The following is an 18,594-nucleotide window of genomic DNA, read 5'->3' as shown; positions in this document are numbered from 1 at the left end:
CGAAGCCATCAAGCCCAGCGCCCGGATCGCGCTCAGCGCACGCCCATCGGGATCCGGGCCCGAACCGTGAACCCGCCGCCGGACCGTACCCCGGCGCTCAGCTCACCACCGACCACACTGACGCGCTCCCGTAACCCGACCAGCCCCCGCCCGCTACCACGGCCCAGTCCGGGGCGGCTGGGTCCGTCCGTGGTGATCTCCACGTCCATCCACTCCTTGCCATGGCGCACATAGACCAGCGTGCGCTCGCCCGCGGCGTGCTTCACCGCGTTGGTGAGCGCCTCCTGGACGACCCGGTAGGCGGCCACCTCCGCGGCCTTCTCCATGGCACCCGGCTGTCCGTCCTCGACCAGTTCCACCGGCTGCCCGGCGCCCCGGGTCCGCGCCACCAGATCGGGCAGCCGGCTCACCGACGGCTCGCGGCCTTCGCCGTCCGCGTCCGGCGTACCGTCCAGCGCGCCGAGCAGGTAGCGCAGGTCGGTCAGCGCATGGCGGCCGGTCTCGCTGATCGCCTCCAGGCCGGTCGTGACCCGCTCGGGCTGCCCGGCCAGGAACTGCGCCGCGTCGGCCTGCACCACCATCGCCGTCACGTGGTGGGTGACCACGTCGTGCAGCTCCCGCGCGATCCGGGCGCGCTCCGCCGCGACGACCGCCGCCTCGGTCAGCCGTACCCGCTCCGCCTCTGCGGCGCTCCGCTCCCGTACGACGACACCAGTGGCCCAGCACGCCACCAGGAACAGCAGGAAGGTCGTGTAGTCCAGCGGACGTTCCGGCGACCCCAACTCGTGCAGGGCGACAGCGAGCCCCACATACGCCACCACCGCGACCACGGCCACGGTGAACGACCGACGCCGCAGGTGGGCGCCCACGCTGTACAACGCGACGATCAGCCCGAGCGCCGCGAACGCCGTGGGATAGCGCAGCAGCTGAAACGCCATGAACGCCCCGCCGACCACCGCCAGACACCCGGCGGGCCACCGCCGCCGCATGACCAACGGCAGGCTCTGCGCCAGAATCAGCAGCACTCCCACCGCGTCCAGCGGCAGGTCCGGCAGGTCCGCCAGATCGACGCCCTGATGAGCGATCCCGGGCACGAACGACAACCCGGCCAGCGTCCCCGCCAGCACGACATCCGCCCGCCGACTCCACGGCGCCGCCATCGCCATCAGCCGGAAAGAGGCCGCCAGTCGAGACACGCCCGCCAGCCTAACGGGACCCCGTCCGGCCTGACGCTGTCGCCGACCTCAAGGCGCGAGGCGGGACCTCAGACGAAAGGCGTGGGCCTCAGGGCGAGAGGCGGCGGCTCAGCCAGGCCAGGGCGAGCGGGTAGCGATACTCGATGGCGCCGTGCCCGGCGTCGAAGAGCTCGAAGTAGATCCGCTCATCGGGCACCCCCGCCACCTCCAGCGCCCGCCGGAACGCGGTGGCGCCGAAGTCCAGGAAGTACTCGTCCTTGTTGCCCGCATCCACCCAGATCGCCCGCATCGACCGCAGCGCCTCGGCGTACTCGGGCCGCGCCGCCATGAGCACCGGGTCGCGAGCCAGCCAGCGCTCCCATACCTCGGGTATGACGGCGCCCGTGTCGTCGAATGGCAGGCGGACCGTGCCGTCCTCGTCGGCCGAGTACGCCGCCGCGTAGGCGTACATCTCCAGCAGTTCGAGGTCGCCGTCCCTGGTCCCGGCGATCCTGCTCCGGAAGTCGGACAGGAACTTGTCGTACGAACCGCCGTACATGTCGCGTAGCCGCCGCGCGACGACCGGCAGCCCGAACCGGAAACTGACCTCGAACAGCGAGTCGCCCGCATGAGTGGCCAGCGCCCCGAACACGTCCGGCCGCAGCATGGCGGTGACCATCGCCCCGCCGCCCCCGCTGGACTTGCCGGTGACCGCACGGTGGTCGCGGCCGGCCAGCGTGCGGTAGTGGGCGTCCACCCACGGCACGACCTCGTTGCACAGGTACGAGTGGTAGCGGCCGGTCGCGGGCGAGTCGAGATACTGGCTGCCGCCCAGCGAGGTCCACGCGTCGACGTAGACGACGATCGCGGGCGGCACATCGCCGGCCGAGAACACGCCGTCGGCCAGCTCCGGGTACGTCCGCCGGAACGGCGTCCGGTTGAACCACATGGCGACATGCGCGGTGTAGCCCTGCAGCACATAGATGGTCGGATAACGCCGGTCGGGCTGGTCGTCGTACCCCGGGGGGACGTACACGTACAGGGGCCGCTCATGCGGATCCCCAAGGGGGTTGCCGCGCAGCAGCGCGCTGTCGATGACGTTGTGGTCGAGGCGACCGGCCAGCTCGTCGGACCAGGGCAGCATGGGCTTCCTCTCGTTGGCCGGTGTCAGTCGGCCGAGATGTCGATCCCCGATGGGCACTTGGAGATCAGCGTCTTGAATTCCCTGTTAGTTCCCTGAAGGGATCAGGCAACTCGGACAGGCGTAGCCTGCTTTGGGCCGCTCCCGTGCTTGGCAAGCGTGAGCACGGGGGTGGCTTTGGCGTGGTGGAAGCCGGTCCGATGGTGGGAGTTCCTGACATGTCCTGTCCGGTACGGCTGGTGCCGTCCCGGCTTGGGTGCATGGCCCGCCGGACGCTGTCCACCGCTGGTGGGCGGTGGGGCGGGCACCGTGCGCCGGTCGGGCACACGGCTGGAGGTCATTGCTTGGTCGGCCGGGTTGTTCGCTGAGTGGACGGCCGAGGTGTCGTTCAGGTTGTTGATCGGGTTGTTGAGGGTGCGGGTGGGTCGTTTTGGGGTGGGGCGGTTCTTGGCTCTGTCGCGTGCCGCTGGGCGGGGGTGCAGGTCTGCTCGGGTGCGGCGGGCGCGCCGGGCCGCACGGGTGGGCCTGCGGGTGCGGCGGGCGCGGGCGACGTTGCCCTCCACGATGGCGTGTATGGTGCGCGCGCCGGTGGAGCGGTGGGTGCGGGTGGCGTTTTGGCCGAGTAGGCCGCGGGCGAGGATCCGCTCGGCCGCTGCCCAGTCCCGGTCACAGGATAGGCCGCAGGCCGGGCAGTACGCCCACCTCCAGCCCCGTTCGCCGACCCGGTCGGGGGCCGGGCCATGCGTGAGCACCGACGTGCCGGCTCCGCAGCGGGGGCAGTATCGGGAGGTGCCGCGCGCCGGGACGGTGACCACCGCGATGGAGTGTCTGGCCGCCAGGTGCCGGATCGCCTCGACGATCTTCCCGCGTACCTGCCCCGACAGGCGCGCGTTCACGCTCCCCCGGCGCCCGCGCGCCTCCAGGGTCGCCAGGTCCTCCAGGTAGATGACCGTCGCCCCGGCGCTCACGGCGTGGTCGACCGCCCAGCGTGCCGCCGACCAGGCCAGCGCCTTGTTCAGGTTGCGGATACGGGCGCACAACCGCTCATGCTCAACCCCGATCCGCTGCCAGGCCGCCCTCAACGCGACGTAGCGGGAATCGGCTACGGTGATGCCGGCCAGGAGCCTTTCCAGGTGCCGGTGTTTGGCGGCCAGGTGCTCACGCTCGGCCCGCAACCGGTGCAACTTGGCCGACACACCGCTCGCGTCGTAGGTGAACGGCCGCCCATCACTGATCACTCGGCCATCGGCCAACTCCCCTACCGTGCCAGCCAGGAGGGTGTTGAGGCCCCAGTCGAAGCCGCACCCGACCGTATGACCCGTGGCGGGCGCGACACCGATCGGGATCCGGAACGGCAGGTCAACGCGCACCCGACCCTTGCTCACTCGCGCAGTGGGCGTCAACAACGTCGCCTCCGGTGTGACGGTCGGCGGCAACGCGACCGGCAGCACATGCCACGCCCAGTCCCTGGCCGATGCGGGAAATTCGACCAGCGGAAGCCGCACCCGCAATCGGGCGCTACGACTGCCAGAACGCTCCAAGGTCACCAACTGCCGGTCGGCCGCCGCCAAAACCACCTGCGCCGCAACGTCCGGCGGCTCCTCCAACTCGACCAGATCAGCCGGGAACGCGCCATACTCGTCGTGATAGGCGCGAACCTGCCGGGTCCGGTTCCGGATGTCCGCTGCCGTCACCCCGTCCGGCAGCAGCGCGCGCAGCGCGTCCCATTCCGCGCCGGTGCGCGCACCCGTAGCCTGCGGCCAGGTCGCCACGATCGCCGCCACCAGCCGGCGCCGGTACAGCGCCAGCCGCAAGGCACGGGCGGCCTGCTCTTGGGCGCACCGCAGCACCCGATCGCACACATGTACGCCCGAGGGCGGACCCACGCCCCAGCCCAGCCGACGCAGGGCCATCCAGCCCTTCGACGGCAACACCCGCCCATCCGGCCCCACCCCGGACGCCAAAGCGTCCAGATCAACCGGATTCCACCGGGCGGCCACCAGGCGGGCGGTCAGGTCGCTGGCCAGAGCGGCCAGCCAGGCCACCCGCCGCGCCACAAGCGGCTGAGGAACGACCTCACCACTCGCCTCCACCACCGCCGCATAGGCGGTGCACGAGGCAGTAGCGGTCAGTTCACTCATGCACCGCTCCGTCTCGGGGCAGGCGGAAGGCAAGACGGGCGGAAGGCGGGGTGGGCGGACGGTGACGCACCGCGCTCGGATCGGCCGCCCAGTGAGCACCGCCCGACAGTCGGCGACCACGTGCGGGCGAGGGCGCCGGCCGGGCGGCGGTCGCGACAAGGGCCGGGTGGCGGTCGTGGCAACGGCCGCACCGCACGGTCGGCGCGGCCCGATCGCAGGAGAGCTGGTATGCCCCCATGTCTGTCTGCACCCCCGCCCCCCGGAACACAACATCACGATCGGCAACCGAAAGATTACCATCGGTTGACCCTGGCGGATAGAACAAGTGAACGACAACACTCCGATCTGCCCGCCCGCCAGGCCAGAACCAGCCGCAGCCCATCGCATCGCAAGCCTGCAGACTCAGCAACACCGCAGACAACCGAGCCGACGAGAACCCCGCCAACCCACGACGCGCCCTGCGAACCGATCATCGGCCCGGCCGCCGCCGACCAAGAGGAAACCTCGACAGATCATGGCGGATGTTCAGGTTTTCCTAGCGAATATGCGCAGCGGTTCATACCCTGCCACCTCCGCTTTGCCGTTGCGCGGACGTCCGGGGCGCCGGGGGTCGCTAGGCTTCCTTCGTGGACAGCGCAGAACTGAAGGACCGGGTACGCGAACTGCGAGCCGAAGGCCGCTCTCCCAAGGAGATCGCCCGCACGCTGGGGGTTTCGCCGTCGGTGGTGGCCCCGCTCGTCCGGGCCGTGGCGGCCGAGGGCAGCGCGGCAGCGGGGGAGCCCGAGGTGGCCGGCTGCTGGATCAACGTCGGCTGGAGCAACGGCCTGACCGTCGACCCCGCCCGAGGCTGGATCGACGAGAAGCCGGATGCCCACGGGCTGGACGGCAAGGTGTGCGTGCTGGTGGCCCGGCGGCACAAGTGGGACCGGATGACGGTCTGCGGCTACCTCGCCGACGTCTACTGCACGGGCGTCAAGGACCTGATCGGGCCGGACGTCATTGACGGCCGGCAGCTCAGCAGGTTCCGCGAGTACTTCTTCAGCGACTACGCGGGCTGGCAGGAGGCGCCGATCGAGCTGGCTCAGCATCTCGTTTTCGGCTCGGTCGACTATGCCCGCACGCTGGGCCTGGAGCCGTTCGTGACCTTCGACTCGGCCTCCCACGTCCTGGGCACCTGGGAGGGCGGCCCGTCGGCGATCACTTTCGGCCGCGACGGAAAGCCGTTCTACGTCCCGGGCGAGAATGACGAGGCCGGCAAGATCGTCAGAATCTTGGAGCGCGAAGTAGGCCCGACGGGCTTCGACTCTTCCGTTGGATGATCCGGTGGTCTGGAGAGCCGACCCGGCGTGCTGACTCCGGCCTCGCCCAGCCGTAGCCGAACAGCCGCGGTTTGAAAGCCCCCTCCCTCGTGGAGGGGGCTTTCTTCTGTCTAGCTGTCCTCGATATACCCTCCGTGGGTATATTTGGGAGAAAACTCGTACAGGGGTGAGCGAAGCGGTGTCGGTCGAAGGGTTCGTTGCGGACGGGTACGAAAGGGTGCACGAGGTCTTCCAGGACTTGGTGCGCGATGGCCGGGAGACAGGAGCCGGAGTGTCGGTCTGGCGGGACGGTCGCGAGGTCGTCCGGCTGAGCGGGGGCTGGGCCGACGCTGTTCAGGGCCGCCCATGGCGCGCCGACACCCTGGTGCAGCCGTACTCCCTGTCGAAGTCGTTCGTGACGCTCGCTGCCCTGGTGGCGGTGCGTGACGGCGCGTTGGTCCTGGACGAGCCGGTATCCCGGTATTGGCCGGAGTACGGGGTCAACGGTAAGGAGCGCACCACGTTGCGTCAGGTGCTCACGCACCGGTCGGGGCAGCCTCGGTTCCCGGCCGAAGCCGCGGGCCTGGACCTGCTGGACGACGCGGGGCTGCGGGAAAGCCTGGCGAGGGCGGCGCCGGAGTACGTCCCCGGGACGTCGCTCGGAGAGCATGCGCTGACCTACGGACATCTCGTGGACGGCATCCTGCGCGCCGGCGCCGGGACCACGCTAGGGGAGGTGTTCAACGAGAGGGTGCGGCCCGCGTTGGGGCTGGACGCCTGGTTCGGGGTGCCGGATGACGCGCTGGAGCGCGTCGCCGACCTGGAGTACGCCGACCCGGAATGGCCCAGCCAGTTGCACGCGGCGCCGTGGCTGCGGATCCCCGACGGGACCCTGGACGTCGAGCGGGCGAACTCACGATCGTGGCGGCAGGCGGTGTTCGGCGCTGTCAACCTGCACACCACCGCGACCGCCATGGCCAGGTTCTTCTCCGAGCTGACCAGCGCGGACGGCCCCGTATACGCGCTGCTCGGGCCGGGGTTGCACGCCGACCTCCTGGCTTCCCAGGTCACCGACTTCGATGAGGTCTTCGGCACCAGGATCACCTGGACGTTGGGGTTCGTACGAGACCGCGGCAAGATCGCCAAGGGTGGGATCGGCGGTTCGGCCGCTTGGTGGTCGCTCAAGCACGGGCACGGCTGCGCCTACCTGACGCGACGACTGGACGATCATTCCCGCGCCGCCGCGATCGCCGCGGCGCTGGACGACGACCTGACCGTGGTAGGCGAGGACTGACCAGGCCCTCGCTTCCCTAGTGCGGGACGACGCCCTCGACCAGAGTCCGCCGATAGTTGGCGATGCGCTGGTCCACGCTGTCCAGGCAGCAGCTGGAGCACTTCGTCTCCTCCATGGAGGTGTAGTACAGGCAGCACGTGTCGCGCAGGTAGAACAGTCCCTTCCGGTTGTCTGCCGTGAGCCGGACGACCTTGCCCAGGCGGTCGAGGTCGATGGTGGACGCGGCCGAGAAGGTCTTGTAGGCGCTCTCCAGCTGATCGACGTCCCCGCCGCGTCTGCTGGCGATGCAGAAGGCCGCCGCGCAGCCATGCGCCACGCCGCCATGAAGCTGCCGGAGTCCGGCTCGGGTACGAACCCGCATGGCCCGCGCGAGCGGCAGAAGATGGTCGTCCAGGACCCATTCCACCAGGGTGGTCACGGGGGCTTCCGCGACACGGGGCTCGCGCAGCCCGACTGCCTCGAAGCCGTGGTGGGGAGACAGCCGGATGGCGACGTTCCCGGGACGCATGTCGATCACCACGCCCTCGACGGCCCAGGCCAGCACCGCGGCCGCCGTCACGGTGCCGGCGTACACGGCCATGACCGTGAGCGCGGTCGCGTGATCGGATACCTGGCCGCTCGCCTGGCGCTCGGCTTCGAGAATCCGGCCCAGCTCCGCCGACCGCGGATCCAGCAGCCGGTCACAGGCGATCCAGTCCTCTCCTGGCGCGAGCCCCTGTTCGAGCCGGAACCGTTCGCCGAAGGACTCCAGTCGCGTGAAGACGTCTGTCACTTGCCGTCCTTGTCTTTCATGTCTGAGCCGCTTCGAGCAACTGAACGGTGTACGGGTGGGAAGGGGCGCGGGAGACGTCCTCCGAGGCGCCGTCCTCGACGACGGTGCCGTTGCGCAGCACGACGATTCGGTCACAGGACTGCACCGCCTCACCGAGGTCGTGGGTGACGAACAGGACCGCCAAGCCGCGCTCCGTGGCCAGAGCGCGCAGCGTGGTGGCGATGCCTGCTCGGGTGGAGACGTCCAGCATCGAGGTGGCTTCGTCGGCGATGAGGAGGATGGGGTCGGCGGCGAGTGCTCGCGCGATGGAAACGCGTTGCCGCTGTCCGCCGGACAGCTGGCCCGGGAAGCGCTGCAGGAACTCGGCGGTTTCGGGCAGGCCGGCAGCGGTGATGGCGTCCCGCACCCTTTGCTCCACTTTCCCGCCTTGCTCCACTTTCCCGCCGGCCAGCACCAGCGGTTCGGCTACGAGGCTCGCGACACGCATGCCGGGATGGAGCGCGTCGTACGGGTCCTGGTGCACGAAGCCGATCCGCCGCTGGAGACGGCGAAGCGCCCGGCCACGTCGTGCGGTCAGGTCTTCGCCGGAGATCTCGACCTGGCCCTCGGAGGGGCGGAGCAGGCCGAGGATGATCCTGGCCAGGGTGCTCTTGCCGGATCCGCTCTCGCCGACCAAGCCGACGATCTCCCCGGCGTGGATGTCGAGGTCCACGCCGCGCAGCGCTTCCACCGTTCTCGAACGGGTCCTGTACGCGTGCCGGACCTGGGTGACGCGCACCACCGGCGGTCCCTGGGCATGCTCGGCCCGCGGCACCACCGGATAGGCCGCTTCCTCCGGGTGATGGCAGGCGACCTGCGCCTCGCCGTGTGGACGAAGGCGCGGTTGTTCCGAGGTGCAGCGGTCGGTGGCGAGCGGGCAGCGCGGGGCGAACCTGCAGCCGTCCGGCAGCAGGTCGAGCGCGGGTGCCGAGCCGGGGATGCTGCCCCACGGCACCTGCCGGTCGGCGACCGGTGTGGCGGTGAGCAGGCCGGCGGTGTACGGGTGGGCATGCTCGCGGGACAGTGTGCCGGCGGAGCGGACCTCGGCCAGCCGTCCCGCGTACATCACCGCGGCCCGGTCCGCGTACGGCATGAGCCCGGCCAGGTCGTGCGAGACGATCAGCGTGCTGATGCCGAGCCCGGACAACAGCGCGAGGACCTGCCGCTGGGTGATCGCGTCCAGCCCGGTGGTGGGCTCGTCGGCGATCAGCAGGCGGGGCTCGCCGGCCAGGGCCAGAGCGATCGCGACCCGCTGCCTCTGCCCGCCGGACAGTTCGTGTGGGTAGCGGCGCAGCATGCCGTACTGGAGGCCGACGCGTTCGAGCAGGTCACCGGGCTGCGCCTGGCCGCCGTGCAAGGTGAGCATCTCGGTGAGCTGTGCTTCGATCCGGTGGACGGGGCTCAGGCCGGTCATCGCGCCCTGTGGCACGATCGCCACTTGGCTGCCGCGTATGCCTCGCCAGTCGACGCGGCCGGTCAGCTCGTGCTCGCCGTCGAGCAGGGCGGAGCCGGTCACCGTGGCGGTGCGGGGGAGCAGCCCCAGGAGCGCGCGGACGAGCGAGGTCTTGCCGCAGCCGCTCTCGCCCACCAGCGCCACGATCTCGCTGTCCGCGACGTCGAGGTTGATCCCGTCCACCGCGGTCAGGCCGCCGTAGCCGACTGTGAGCTCGTTCAGCGCCAGGGTCATCGGGCGGCCTCTCTCAGCGCGGGGTTGAGACGCTCCTCGACGGCGGTGCCGATGAGGGCGAGGGCGAGAACGGTGAGCGAGATCGCGGCACCGGGCGGGAGCGCCCACCACAGCCACGCGTCCGACAGGAACACGCCGTTGGTCTGTACCCAGTACAGCGTGGTGCCCCAGCTCGGCGCCGTCGGGTCGCCGAGCCCGAGGAAGGACAGGGTGGCGTCGTAGATGACGGCCCGCATCGCCGTACGCACGAAAACGGGGATGAGCAGCGGGCCGATCAGGTAGGAGCCGTGCCGCAGGAGGAGCCACCAGCGCGGCGCTCCCATGGCGCGGGCCACCTCCAGATGTCCTCGTGACCACGCCGTCAGTACGGCGGCGCGCAGCACCCGGGCGGGGACCGGCCAGAGAATCAGCGCCAAGATCGCCACCCGCATGCCGAACGACTGGCCGAGGAAGGCCGCCGCGAGGATGTAGAGGATCAGCTCGGGCAGCACCAGCATGATGTCGGTGCCGCGCATCAGCGTGGCCGACAGCCAACGTGGCCCGATCCCGGCGGCGCCCCCGACCAGCGCGGCGAGCAGTGTGGTGGCCGCGGCGACGATGAACGCCAGGCTCAACGAGGTGCCCGCGCCCACGATGAGCTGGTCGAGCAGGTTCCTGCCCAGGTCGTCCGTTCCCAAGAGCAGCCCGCCCCCGGGAGGGGCGTACGGCTCCGCGACCCGGGCCCGGCCCGCGTCGTCGGGAAGGGTCGTCCCGAACAGGGCGACTCCGAGGACGACCGTGAGGATCCCTGCTCCGATCAGGCCCTGGACTCCGAGTAGCCGGCGGCGTGGTGCGCGTAGGAACATCATCGGCGGGCCCGGGGGTCGAGGAACGGGTACGTGGCGTCGGCCAGCGCGTTCATGAGCACGACCAGCAGTGTCAGTACCAGGAACGCGCCCTGCATCAGCGGGTAGTCACGGGCCGAGATCGCGCCGAACGTCAGCCGCCCGAGCCCGGGATAGGCGAAGACCGTCTCCACCACGATCGAGCCCGCGGCCAGGAAGCCGATCTCCATCATGAGAATCGTGTGCACGGGAAGCAGCGCCGGACGCAGCGCGTGCCGCCGGACGAGCCGCCCGTACGGTACGCCCCGGGCCTGCGCGTGCTGGATGGGTTCGCTGGTCAGCACGGTCAGCAGAGAAGAGCGGGTGTACAGGAACAGGTAACCGAGGCCGGTCAGCGTCAGCGTACTGACCGGCAGGATCAGGTGCAGCAGCACACCCTGGACGGTCACACCCTCGATTCCCGACACGCCGAAGGTCGGCAGCCACTGGAGCTGCACCCCGAACAGGACGATGAGCAGCATGCCCAGCCAGAACTGGGGGAGCGAGTCCAGCACGATCGCGGTGCTCAGCAGGCCAGAGCCCTTGCCTTCGCGCCTGCGCAGCGCGCCCACCACACCGAGGGTGACCCCGAGCAGCGCGGTCACCACGGTGCTGGTGCCGACCAGCAGCAGCGTCCAGGGGAGCGCCTCACCGAGCGCTTCGGTGACCGGGCGGCCGTCGGACAGCGAGGTGCCCAGGTCGAGGGTGAAGACGCCGGTGAGGTAGTCGAGGAACTGTTCGGGCAGGGGCTTGCCGAAGCCGTACTGGGTGGCGAGCTGGGCGCGTTCGTCGGCGGTGAGCCGGGCCAGCGCCTCAGGGCTGCCGAACAGCTTCAGCGGTCCGCCGGGCAGGGCCCGAGGCAGCGCGAAGTTGAGCGTGAGCGCCACCCCGAGCACCGCCGCGTACTCGCCGAACCGGCCTGCCGTGTATCTCCAGCTCATGAGAGCTGGAAATCGACGAGCGAGAACTTGTTGAGCGCCGCGGAGCCGTTCTGCCACATCCAGCCGCTGTAGACGTCCTTGCGGAAGGCGTAGGCGCCATTGCGGTAGTACAGGGTGAGGAACGGCAGCTGCTCCGCGATCTGGGCCTGAAGCTGCTTGGCCGCCGCCGTCCTGCCCTCCATGGTGGGGGCCGAGGTCAGCGTCCGTATGATCTCGTCCACCTTGTCGTTCTTGAACCCGACCACGTTGAGCGAGCCGTCCTCCGGATCGGAGGCGAGAAGCTGGGCGATCGATCCGCTGCTCAGCATGACGGGCGCGGACCAGCCCCACATCGACATGTCATAGTTGCGGCCCTTGCTCACGTCGTAGTCGGGCCACACCTTGGCGTCCAGGGAGTCGGGGTCGAGCGCGGTCACCTTCACCGCGACGCCCACCGCCTTGAGCATGTCCCGGATCAGCTCCGCGCTGCGCAGCCGGTCGGTGGAGGTGCTCTGGACCAGCAGCTCGTACGACATCGGCTTGCCGCCGAGCACCCGGATCCCGTCGGCGCCCGGCCTGGCGCCCAGGGCGTCGAGCTCCCGTTTGGCCGCCTCGACGTCGTAGAGGGGAGCGAGCTGATCGGGCTTGACGGGCGAATCCGCGTGGATGAAGCCGGGGTTGCCGGGCGTGCCCTGACCCAGCAGCGCGGTTTTGACCAGGTCGGTCACGTCGATCGCCTTGGCCAGCGCGCGGCGTACCTCGGGCTTGTCGAACGGAGCCCGGCCGGTGTTGAAGGCCAGCAGCGTAGAGGCGAACTCGGTGCCCTTCACCACGCCGATGTTCGGCTGCTTCTCCAGTGCGGAGAGCTGTTGCGGCGGGACGATCCTGGTGGACATGTGCACTTCACCGGTCCGCAGGGCCGCGAACTGCGTTGACTCCTCCGGAATGACCACGATCTTCACGGTGTCGGCCTTCGCCTTGCCCATGGGGTACGAGGTGTTGGCCGTCAGGGTGTAGCCGCGGGCGTTGTCATACTTGGTCAGCTTGTACGGACCCGTGCCGATCGCCTTGTCGGTCCCGGCCTCGCTGACCTTCGCCACCGATGACCACACGTGTTCGGGCAGGATCGCCATGTCGGCCAGGATCCGCCGCGGGAACTCGGGGTCGGGCGCTTTGAGCGTCATCGTCACCGTGTCGCCGGACACGGTCACGTTCTCGATCGGGCGTAGGTCGATCGAGGAGTCGCCCTCCATGTGCTTCTTGTAGAAGTCGACGCTGAACGCGACGTCTTCGGCGGTCAGCGGTTTGCCGTCGTGCCAGGTGACGCCCTGGCGGAGTGGCATCGTGAACACCTTGTTGTCGGTGGTCCGCAACTCCCTGGCCAGCAGCGGCGTCACCCCGTCACCTTGGACGACGACCAGCGTGTCGAAGAGCAGCTTCACCAGGTTGTTGCCCGGGTAGCCGGTCTGGTTGGTGAACGGGGTCAAGGTGCCTTCGTCGGAGGAGATGGCGATGGTGAGGCTCTTCGCCGCTGCCGAGGCCTTTCCACTGGCGGGTGGCGCGGTGCCGGTGCCGCAGCCGGCCAGCGCCGTCAGCGCTGCTGCCGTAGCGATCAGACTCAGAAAGCGGCGATGCACAGAAACCTCCGGGGGGTATATGAGGTCGAGACGTCCTGGGTGTCAGGGGCGGCGTTTCAAGCGACTCTATAGGCATTTTCCGTAGATACAAGTGCCAGTTATGTAAACACCGTAATTCGCCGGAGGGGACACCCGTAGTCGGCTGACCTGCGAATACCGTGGGCAGGATGTCGATGCGGCCGCCTGGACGGCGGCCGCATCGATGTCCACCGTTGCGCAGCGGCTCGCTGGCTACGAGGGTTCGTCGTAGGTTGCCCTGAGTTCGATCAGTGGCTCGGTCAGGTTTGCTGGTAGCCGAGCAGCGTCATCATGCCGGACTCGGCGTGGTAGACGTTATGGCAATGGATCATCCAGATGCCCGGGTTGTCGGCCTGGAAGTCGACGTCGAGGGTGCTGTTCGGCAGGACGATCGCCGTGTCCTTGCGGGCGCCGCTCGGCAGGGCGAAGGTGTGGCCGTGCAGGTGCATGGGGTGCCACATCATGGTGCGATTGACGAACGACAGGCGAACCCGTTCCCCGGACCGAATCGGCATGATGGTCTTGGGGTCGTACTTGCGGCCGTTGATCGCCCAGTCGTAGGCCATCATGCTGCCGGTGAGCTCCAGCTTGACGGTGCGGTCCGGCTGCTTGGACGGCAGCCGCGCGGAATCGTCCGCCTGGAGGCCGTCATAGCGGATCACCGTGCCGTCGAGCTCGCGAGGGCGCTGGTCCGCGCGTGGAGTTGAGGACTGCTTGCTGGTACGGATCAGGGCGCGAGCGATGGCGTTCTTGCCTTCGGCCAGCGCGACAATGGGGAAGACGCCGTCCTTGAGGGTGACGAGCACGTCGTAGCGCTCTCCCATGCCGATGAGCAGCGCATCCGTGTCGGTGTGCCGTACGGGGAAGCCGTCGGTGTGGGTGACGGTCAGGCGGTGTTCGGCCAGGGCGACGCGGAAGGCGGTGTCGCCGCCGGCGTTGATCAGGCGGATGCGCAGCCGGGTGCCAGGCTTGGTGGAGAAGGTCGCCGGTTGGGTGGGGACGCGGCCGTTGAGCAGGAAGTGCGGGTAGCGGACGTCGCCCGCGTCGCCGCCGAGCAGCGGGCTCGTCGCGCCCATCAGCATGTGGCCGCCCTTGCCCGGCGAAGGGCTGGACGAGGGATCGCCGCCCATGCCGCCGTGGTTCATACCGCCCATGCCTCGGGAGAGCTCGGCCAGGACGTCCTCCGGGGTTCCGGTGACGCCGTCGAGCCAGTCGTCGAGGACGACGACCCACTCCTCGTCGTAGCCGAGCGGCTCGCGCGGGTCCTCGACGATCATCGGCGCGTACAGGCCGCGGTCGAGCTGGGTGCCGGAGTGCGGGTGGAACCAGTACGTGCCCGGGTCGGGCGCGGTGAACTCATAGACGTACTCCGTGCCCGTTTTGACCGGCTGCTGCGTGACACCCGGAACTCCGTCGGCGTCGTTGCGCAGCGCCAGGCCGTGCCAGTGGATGCTGGTGTCGGCGGGAAGTTGGTTGACCAGGCGGGCGCGAACCGTCTCGCCCGCGTTCACCCGGATCGGCGTGGCGGGGATGCGGCCGTCGTACGCCCAGGTCCGTACGGTCAGGCCGCCGAGGTCGGCCTGGGTTTCGGCGGCGACCAGGCGGAAATCCCTGACAGCGCCCGGGCGGCGGGCCTGCTCGGCGGCCCGCACCTGCGGCCCGGCAGGGGTGACGAAGGAGGGGGAGCCGAAAGAGGGGGAGGGGGTACGGCTCGTGCCGCCACAGGCTGTGAGGACGGCCCCGCCGAGCAGGCCGAGGCCGGTTTTGAGCAGGGTGCGTCGATCGATGGTCATGGTGATGCCTCGCTTGGAAGGTCGTACAGGGAAGGGATCGAGAGCTGGTCCGGGGACGCTCTAGATCCGCAACACGACCGTGCGAGTCGGTGGCGGGCCGCGCAGAACCTGTGACCAGAGCCGCAACCAGCGGCCGGTGCGAGAGGGCGCGCCGGAGGCGCGGCGACGGCGCGACTCCAGCCAGAGCAGGAGCACACCCATGCCGATGATCGCCAAGCACACCCAGCCCGCCATGGTGGGGTGATGGTCGGCAGGAGGCTGTCCGGTGTGGGAGAGGCTGGTGGCCTGCATGGCGGAATGGTGGGTGTCGAGGGACATGCCGGGTTCGCTGAGATGGCCCAGGGAGTGCATCGCCACGACGCCGAGCGCCAAAGCCACGAGCAACATCAGGCGCAAGACCATGCGATGTGCTCGGCTCATGCCTCCAGGATAAGCACCGTCGGCGAGCTTCCTCACTTGCATGCCAAACGCGGCTCGGCGGCGTAGACGGTGTGGAACTTCTGCCTGCGCACTTCCTTGCCGTCTTTCTTGAAGATGCGCCAGACATCGATCGCGAAGCCCTCCGCGCCGCCCATGGGAATGCAGTCCTTGCCGGAGTCGGTGAGGGAGGGGGCGGTCTTGACGTCGTAGCGGGCCGAACTCTGGGCGGTGACGTCGTAGCGTTTGGTGCTCCAGAAGTCCACGGTGATCGACGTGCTCGTGTAGGAGGTCTTGATCAGCACGCCGTACGGGGAGTCGTTGCGCCAGCGGAAGTCCGGCTGCGGATAGGAGACGGTGGACTCACGGCCGGCTGGATAGCGGGTGATGTAGTACTGGTGCGCCATATGTTGCACGTCCTGGAATCCGCCGAAGAACACGGCGTTGAACATCGTGGTGGCGAACTGCGACACTCCGCCGCCGACGTCGTTGACGAACCGGTTGTTCAGGATCATCGGCGCCTCGACGAAGCCGCGCGCCTTGTCGCGCTTGCCGACCAGGCCGTTGAGCGAGAACGTCTCGCCGGGCATGACGACATGGCCGTCCACAATGTCGGCGATGCGGTGGATGTTGGTCACTCGTGGCGCGCAACACGGGTAGCGGGTGGTGAAGGTGCTGACCTTCTCCTTGACCTCCAGCTTCCCGGCTTGCTCGGTGGTCAACCGGGGCCGCGCCTCGGCCACCGGCACCTTCACCACACGTTGGCCGGCCGCCAGGGCGGCGGAGACGGCCCCGCCGAAAGCCTTCGCGTCGATGCCCCGGCCGGGACGGGCGGGGACGACGCGCGGCTTGCCCTTCACGATCTTGAAGGAGGCGTCTTGGGGCTGATGGCTTGCCGGGACGAGTTGTTTCTGCAAGTCAGGGAGGAGTTCTCCGCCGCGGAAGGAGGGGCGCAAGCTGCCTTGGCCGTCGGAGACGAAGCGAAGCCCGGCGGCCAACTGGGCGCGGGTCAGGCCGGCTTTCCTGTCGCCGTTGACCAAGGTCAGCGGACCGGCGACCGCCGCGGTGGCCATGGAGCCCGCGACGCGACGCACCTCGGCCGACGAGATCCGGGGCGGTAGCGTGCGGAGGGGCAGCGCGACCGTAGCGCGGTTTCCCAGGAAGGACTCGCGGACCAGCCGTGCGGCGGCGTCGCGGTCGAGGGCGCGGCCCGACTTGGCGGGGATCACCCGCGGTTCGAGGCCCTGGTAGCGCACGCCGCCCTCGCGAGGCTTGAGGTCGATTGTCTCGGCCAGAACGGCGAGTCGGGTGGTGAGGCGGGATTCGTCGGCCGTGATCCGTGGCTGGAGCTCTCTGTCTTCGCCGAACAACGACCGGACGACTCCGGCCGGGCTGCCCGCACCGGCCAGCGCCGCCTCGAGTGTCGCCGGGATGTCGAACCCCAGCCCGAGCTCGGCGGGGGTCAGCCGTGTCGTCTTGCCTGCCGCGGACAGCGCCATCGGCCGGGTGGCCCGCTTGCCGAGCTCACGCTCCAGCCGGGCGCGAGCGTCCGCCTCCGGCAGGCCGCCGACGTCCACGCCGCCGATGCTGGTGCCGGACGGCACCTGACCCCGCAAGGCGATCGCGGGAACGGCATAAGCCGCGACCATGACGGCGACCGCCGCGACCGCGACGAGTATCCAGCGACGTCGGCGCCTTCCCGCGCGGCCGGTCTTGGGCGCCGTCTGCTGCGCCAGAGCGGCGCGCGGGCTCATCGCAAGGCCCCGCGAGATCGTGGATCGACATGGCACATGGCGCGAAGTCTAACTACCCTACTAGCGCAAGTCGTAGATAGTTAGGAAGCCTGCCATCGCCCTGCTGCCACAGCGACCCCGCTGATCTGACGCTCATGGGGGCGGACGAAGCTCCCGTTCCGGTAATGGCCACGTACATGCGTCGTTGTCTATGCGGTGTTGGTCGGCGAACTCAGACGGTGCGAACGCAGGCGCACTGGCATGCCGCGAGAGTGCCCTCCGCAGCCTCCGCGACTTCCCGCGTGGCGACTTCGGTCCTGGCGGAAGCAACCGCCGCCGCGGCGCGGCCTCCGGCCTCGGCCTTCCTGGCGCGCGCCTGGACCGCCGCTGCCGTACGCCCTCCGACCTCGACCTTCTCGTCGCGCGGCCAGACCGCCAGTGCCGCGACAGCTCCGACTGCCGCCAGGCCCGCCAGCACGGTCCAGGTGATCGTGAAGCCCGCCTGCGTGGCGACCCATCCGGCGATGGGATAGGTGACCAGCCAGGCCAGGTGGGACAGCGAGAACTGGGCGGCGAAGACCTCGGGAATTCCGGTGGGATCGACCGCCCGGCGAAGCACCCGCCCGGTCGGCGTGATGATCAGCGCCATCCCGCCGCCGATCGCCACCCAGATCACCACGGTCGGCAGTGATGCGGCGACGCTCGCCGCGGACATCGTGACCGCCGCGCCGACCGCGAATACCAGCACGGCGGCGCCGATCAGCATCACGAACCGGTCCGCCACCCGGTCCAGGACGCGCGGGAGGATGAGGGCCACGAGCAGCGTCCCCGTTCCGGACGCGGCGAGCACCCAGGCCACGTCGGATTGGGCTCCGCCGAGAACGTCGCGGACGTAGTTCACGGTGTTGACGACCACGATGGAGCCGACGGCGGCTACTACGAGGTTCAGCGCCATGACGCCGCGCAGACTCGGGGTGGCCGCGAACGTGCGGATCCCCGCCACGGCCCGGTCCCAGGCGTTCGTGTGCGAACTGGGGCGCGCGTTGGGGATGCGCGTGGACAGAACCAGCAGCGCGGACACGGCGAACCCCACGGAGGTGCCGATGAACAGCAGGTTGAACGACATGAAGGTGAGCGCCACAGCCGAGAGCACGGGGCTCAACAGGCTCTCCATGGTGTAGGCCACCTGCGAGGCGGACAAAGCGCGGGTGTAGTCGGCCTCCTTGGTCACGATGTCGGGGATGACGGCCTGAAACGTCGGGGTGAATGCCGCCGACGCGGTCTGGAGAATCCCGATCAGGACGTAGATGTGCCACACCTCGGTGACGAACGGCAGCGCGATCACCACCAGAGCGCGCACCACGTCGAGGATCGTGAGAAACCAACGTCTGGGCAGCCGATCGACGTACGCGGCCGCGAGCGGTGCGACGACCACGTACGCGACCATCTTGATCGTCAGCGCGGTGGCGAGAACCGCACCGGCACGCGGACCCGCGAGCTCGTACGCGAGCAGCCCCAGCGCGACGGTAGCCAAACCGGTGCCGAACAACGCGATGACTTGAGCGCTGAACAGCCGCCGGTAGTCGCGAATCGCGAACAATCCCATGTCCGTCTCCTCCCGGGCAACCGCAGTCACCATCAAGCTATATACCCCTGGGGGGTATTC

The 18,594-nt window shown here is 69.5% G+C and carries 14 protein-coding genes; 2 read left to right on the top strand and 12 right to left on the bottom strand.

Features of this window, described 5'->3' with window-relative positions:
- Positions 1–32: 32 nt before the first annotated feature.
- The 3 genes from AB0L53_RS51755 to AB0L53_RS51745 form a co-directional block, all read right to left on the bottom strand.
- Positions 33–1,196 carry a histidine kinase gene (locus AB0L53_RS51755; RefSeq protein ID WP_364011995.1) on the bottom strand — a complete coding sequence of 388 codons (1,164 nt, stop codon included), beginning with the start codon at positions 1,194–1,196 and terminating at the stop codon, positions 33–35.
- Between the two features lie 88 nt (positions 1,197–1,284).
- A complete protein-coding gene (locus tag AB0L53_RS51750; RefSeq protein ID WP_364011992.1) occupies positions 1,285–2,319 on the bottom strand; it encodes an alpha/beta hydrolase-fold protein in 1,035 nt (344 codons plus the stop codon).
- 101 nt (positions 2,320–2,420) lie between these two features.
- Positions 2,421–4,457, bottom strand: a complete 2,037-nt coding sequence (locus AB0L53_RS51745; protein WP_364011989.1) for a transposase — start codon at positions 4,455–4,457, stop codon at positions 2,421–2,423.
- Between the two features lie 626 nt (positions 4,458–5,083).
- Here AB0L53_RS51745 and AB0L53_RS51740 point away from each other — a divergent pair.
- Together AB0L53_RS51740 and AB0L53_RS51735 are read left to right on the top strand one after the other, a co-directional pair.
- Positions 5,084–5,776 (top strand): helix-turn-helix domain-containing protein, encoded by a 693-nt coding sequence (locus tag AB0L53_RS51740; protein ID WP_364011986.1) that lies wholly within the window; start codon positions 5,084–5,086, stop codon positions 5,774–5,776.
- A gap of 166 nt (positions 5,777–5,942) precedes the next feature.
- Entirely contained in the window at positions 5,943–7,049 is a 1,107-nt protein-coding gene (locus tag AB0L53_RS51735) for a serine hydrolase domain-containing protein (protein ID WP_364011983.1), read from the top strand.
- Between the two features lie 16 nt (positions 7,050–7,065).
- On the opposite strand, the gene AB0L53_RS51730 is transcribed toward AB0L53_RS51735, so the two are convergent.
- From AB0L53_RS51730 to AB0L53_RS51690, 9 genes are all read right to left on the bottom strand, one after another.
- Entirely contained in the window at positions 7,066–7,821 is a 756-nt protein-coding gene (locus tag AB0L53_RS51730; protein WP_364011980.1) for a hypothetical protein, read from the bottom strand.
- A 16-nt stretch (positions 7,822–7,837) separates the two neighbouring features.
- The gene (locus AB0L53_RS51725) at positions 7,838–9,547 is read right to left on the bottom strand and encodes an ABC transporter ATP-binding protein (RefSeq protein ID WP_364011977.1); all 1,710 of its coding nucleotides are present in this window, start codon (positions 9,545–9,547) and stop codon (positions 7,838–7,840) included.
- The gene (locus AB0L53_RS51720; RefSeq protein WP_357942271.1) at positions 9,544–10,395 is read right to left on the bottom strand and encodes an ABC transporter permease; all 852 of its coding nucleotides are present in this window, start codon (positions 10,393–10,395) and stop codon (positions 9,544–9,546) included. Before AB0L53_RS51720 ends, AB0L53_RS51725 begins: the two co-directional genes overlap by 4 nt.
- The gene (locus tag AB0L53_RS51715; RefSeq protein WP_358536786.1) at positions 10,392–11,351 is read right to left on the bottom strand and encodes an ABC transporter permease; all 960 of its coding nucleotides are present in this window, start codon (positions 11,349–11,351) and stop codon (positions 10,392–10,394) included. The genes AB0L53_RS51720 and AB0L53_RS51715 overlap by 4 nt, the downstream gene beginning before the upstream one ends.
- Entirely contained in the window at positions 11,348–12,967 is a 1,620-nt protein-coding gene (locus tag AB0L53_RS51710; RefSeq protein ID WP_364011972.1) for an ABC transporter substrate-binding protein, read from the bottom strand. Before AB0L53_RS51710 ends, AB0L53_RS51715 begins: the two co-directional genes overlap by 4 nt.
- Positions 12,968–13,245: 278 nt before the next feature.
- Positions 13,246–14,778 carry a multicopper oxidase family protein gene (locus AB0L53_RS51705; RefSeq protein ID WP_364011969.1) on the bottom strand — a complete coding sequence of 511 codons (1,533 nt, stop codon included), beginning with the start codon at positions 14,776–14,778 and terminating at the stop codon, positions 13,246–13,248.
- A gap of 60 nt (positions 14,779–14,838) precedes the next feature.
- The gene (locus tag AB0L53_RS51700) at positions 14,839–15,198 is read right to left on the bottom strand and encodes a hypothetical protein (protein ID WP_364011966.1); all 360 of its coding nucleotides are present in this window, start codon (positions 15,196–15,198) and stop codon (positions 14,839–14,841) included.
- Between the two features lie 32 nt (positions 15,199–15,230).
- Positions 15,231–16,949 (bottom strand): VanW family protein, encoded by a 1,719-nt coding sequence (locus tag AB0L53_RS51695; RefSeq protein WP_364011963.1) that lies wholly within the window; start codon positions 16,947–16,949, stop codon positions 15,231–15,233.
- A gap of 211 nt (positions 16,950–17,160) precedes the next feature.
- Entirely contained in the window at positions 17,161–18,534 is a 1,374-nt protein-coding gene (locus tag AB0L53_RS51690) for an MFS transporter (protein WP_364011960.1), read from the bottom strand.
- Between the last annotated feature and the right edge of the window lie 60 nt (positions 18,535–18,594).

Source organism: Nonomuraea sp. NPDC052129, from assembly GCF_040680095.1.
Lineage (GTDB): Bacteria > Actinomycetota > Actinomycetes > Streptosporangiales > Streptosporangiaceae > Nonomuraea.
This window is presented reverse-complemented; position numbering and strand designations above follow the sequence as displayed.

Coding starts and splice junctions, on each gene's coding strand:
- AB0L53_RS51745 (WP_364011989.1), bottom strand. CDS start 4,457: ATGAGTGAACTGACCGCTACTGCCTCGTGCACCGCCTATGCGGCGGTG.
- AB0L53_RS51705 (WP_364011969.1), bottom strand. CDS start 14,778: ATGACCATCGATCGACGCACCCTGCTCAAAACCGGCCTCGGCCTGCTC.
- AB0L53_RS51690 (WP_364011960.1), bottom strand. CDS start 18,534: ATGGGATTGTTCGCGATTCGCGACTACCGGCGGCTGTTCAGCGCTCAA.
- AB0L53_RS51720 (WP_357942271.1), bottom strand. CDS start 10,395: ATGATGTTCCTACGCGCACCACGCCGCCGGCTACTCGGAGTCCAGGGC.
- AB0L53_RS51715 (WP_358536786.1), bottom strand. CDS start 11,351: ATGAGCTGGAGATACACGGCAGGCCGGTTCGGCGAGTACGCGGCGGTG.
- AB0L53_RS51695 (WP_364011963.1), bottom strand. CDS start 16,949: ATGAGCCCGCGCGCCGCTCTGGCGCAGCAGACGGCGCCCAAGACCGGC.
- AB0L53_RS51725 (WP_364011977.1), bottom strand. CDS start 9,547: ATGACCCTGGCGCTGAACGAGCTCACAGTCGGCTACGGCGGCCTGACC.
- AB0L53_RS51750 (WP_364011992.1), bottom strand. CDS start 2,319: ATGCTGCCCTGGTCCGACGAGCTGGCCGGTCGCCTCGACCACAACGTC.
- AB0L53_RS51700 (WP_364011966.1), bottom strand. CDS start 15,198: ATGAGCCGAGCACATCGCATGGTCTTGCGCCTGATGTTGCTCGTGGCT.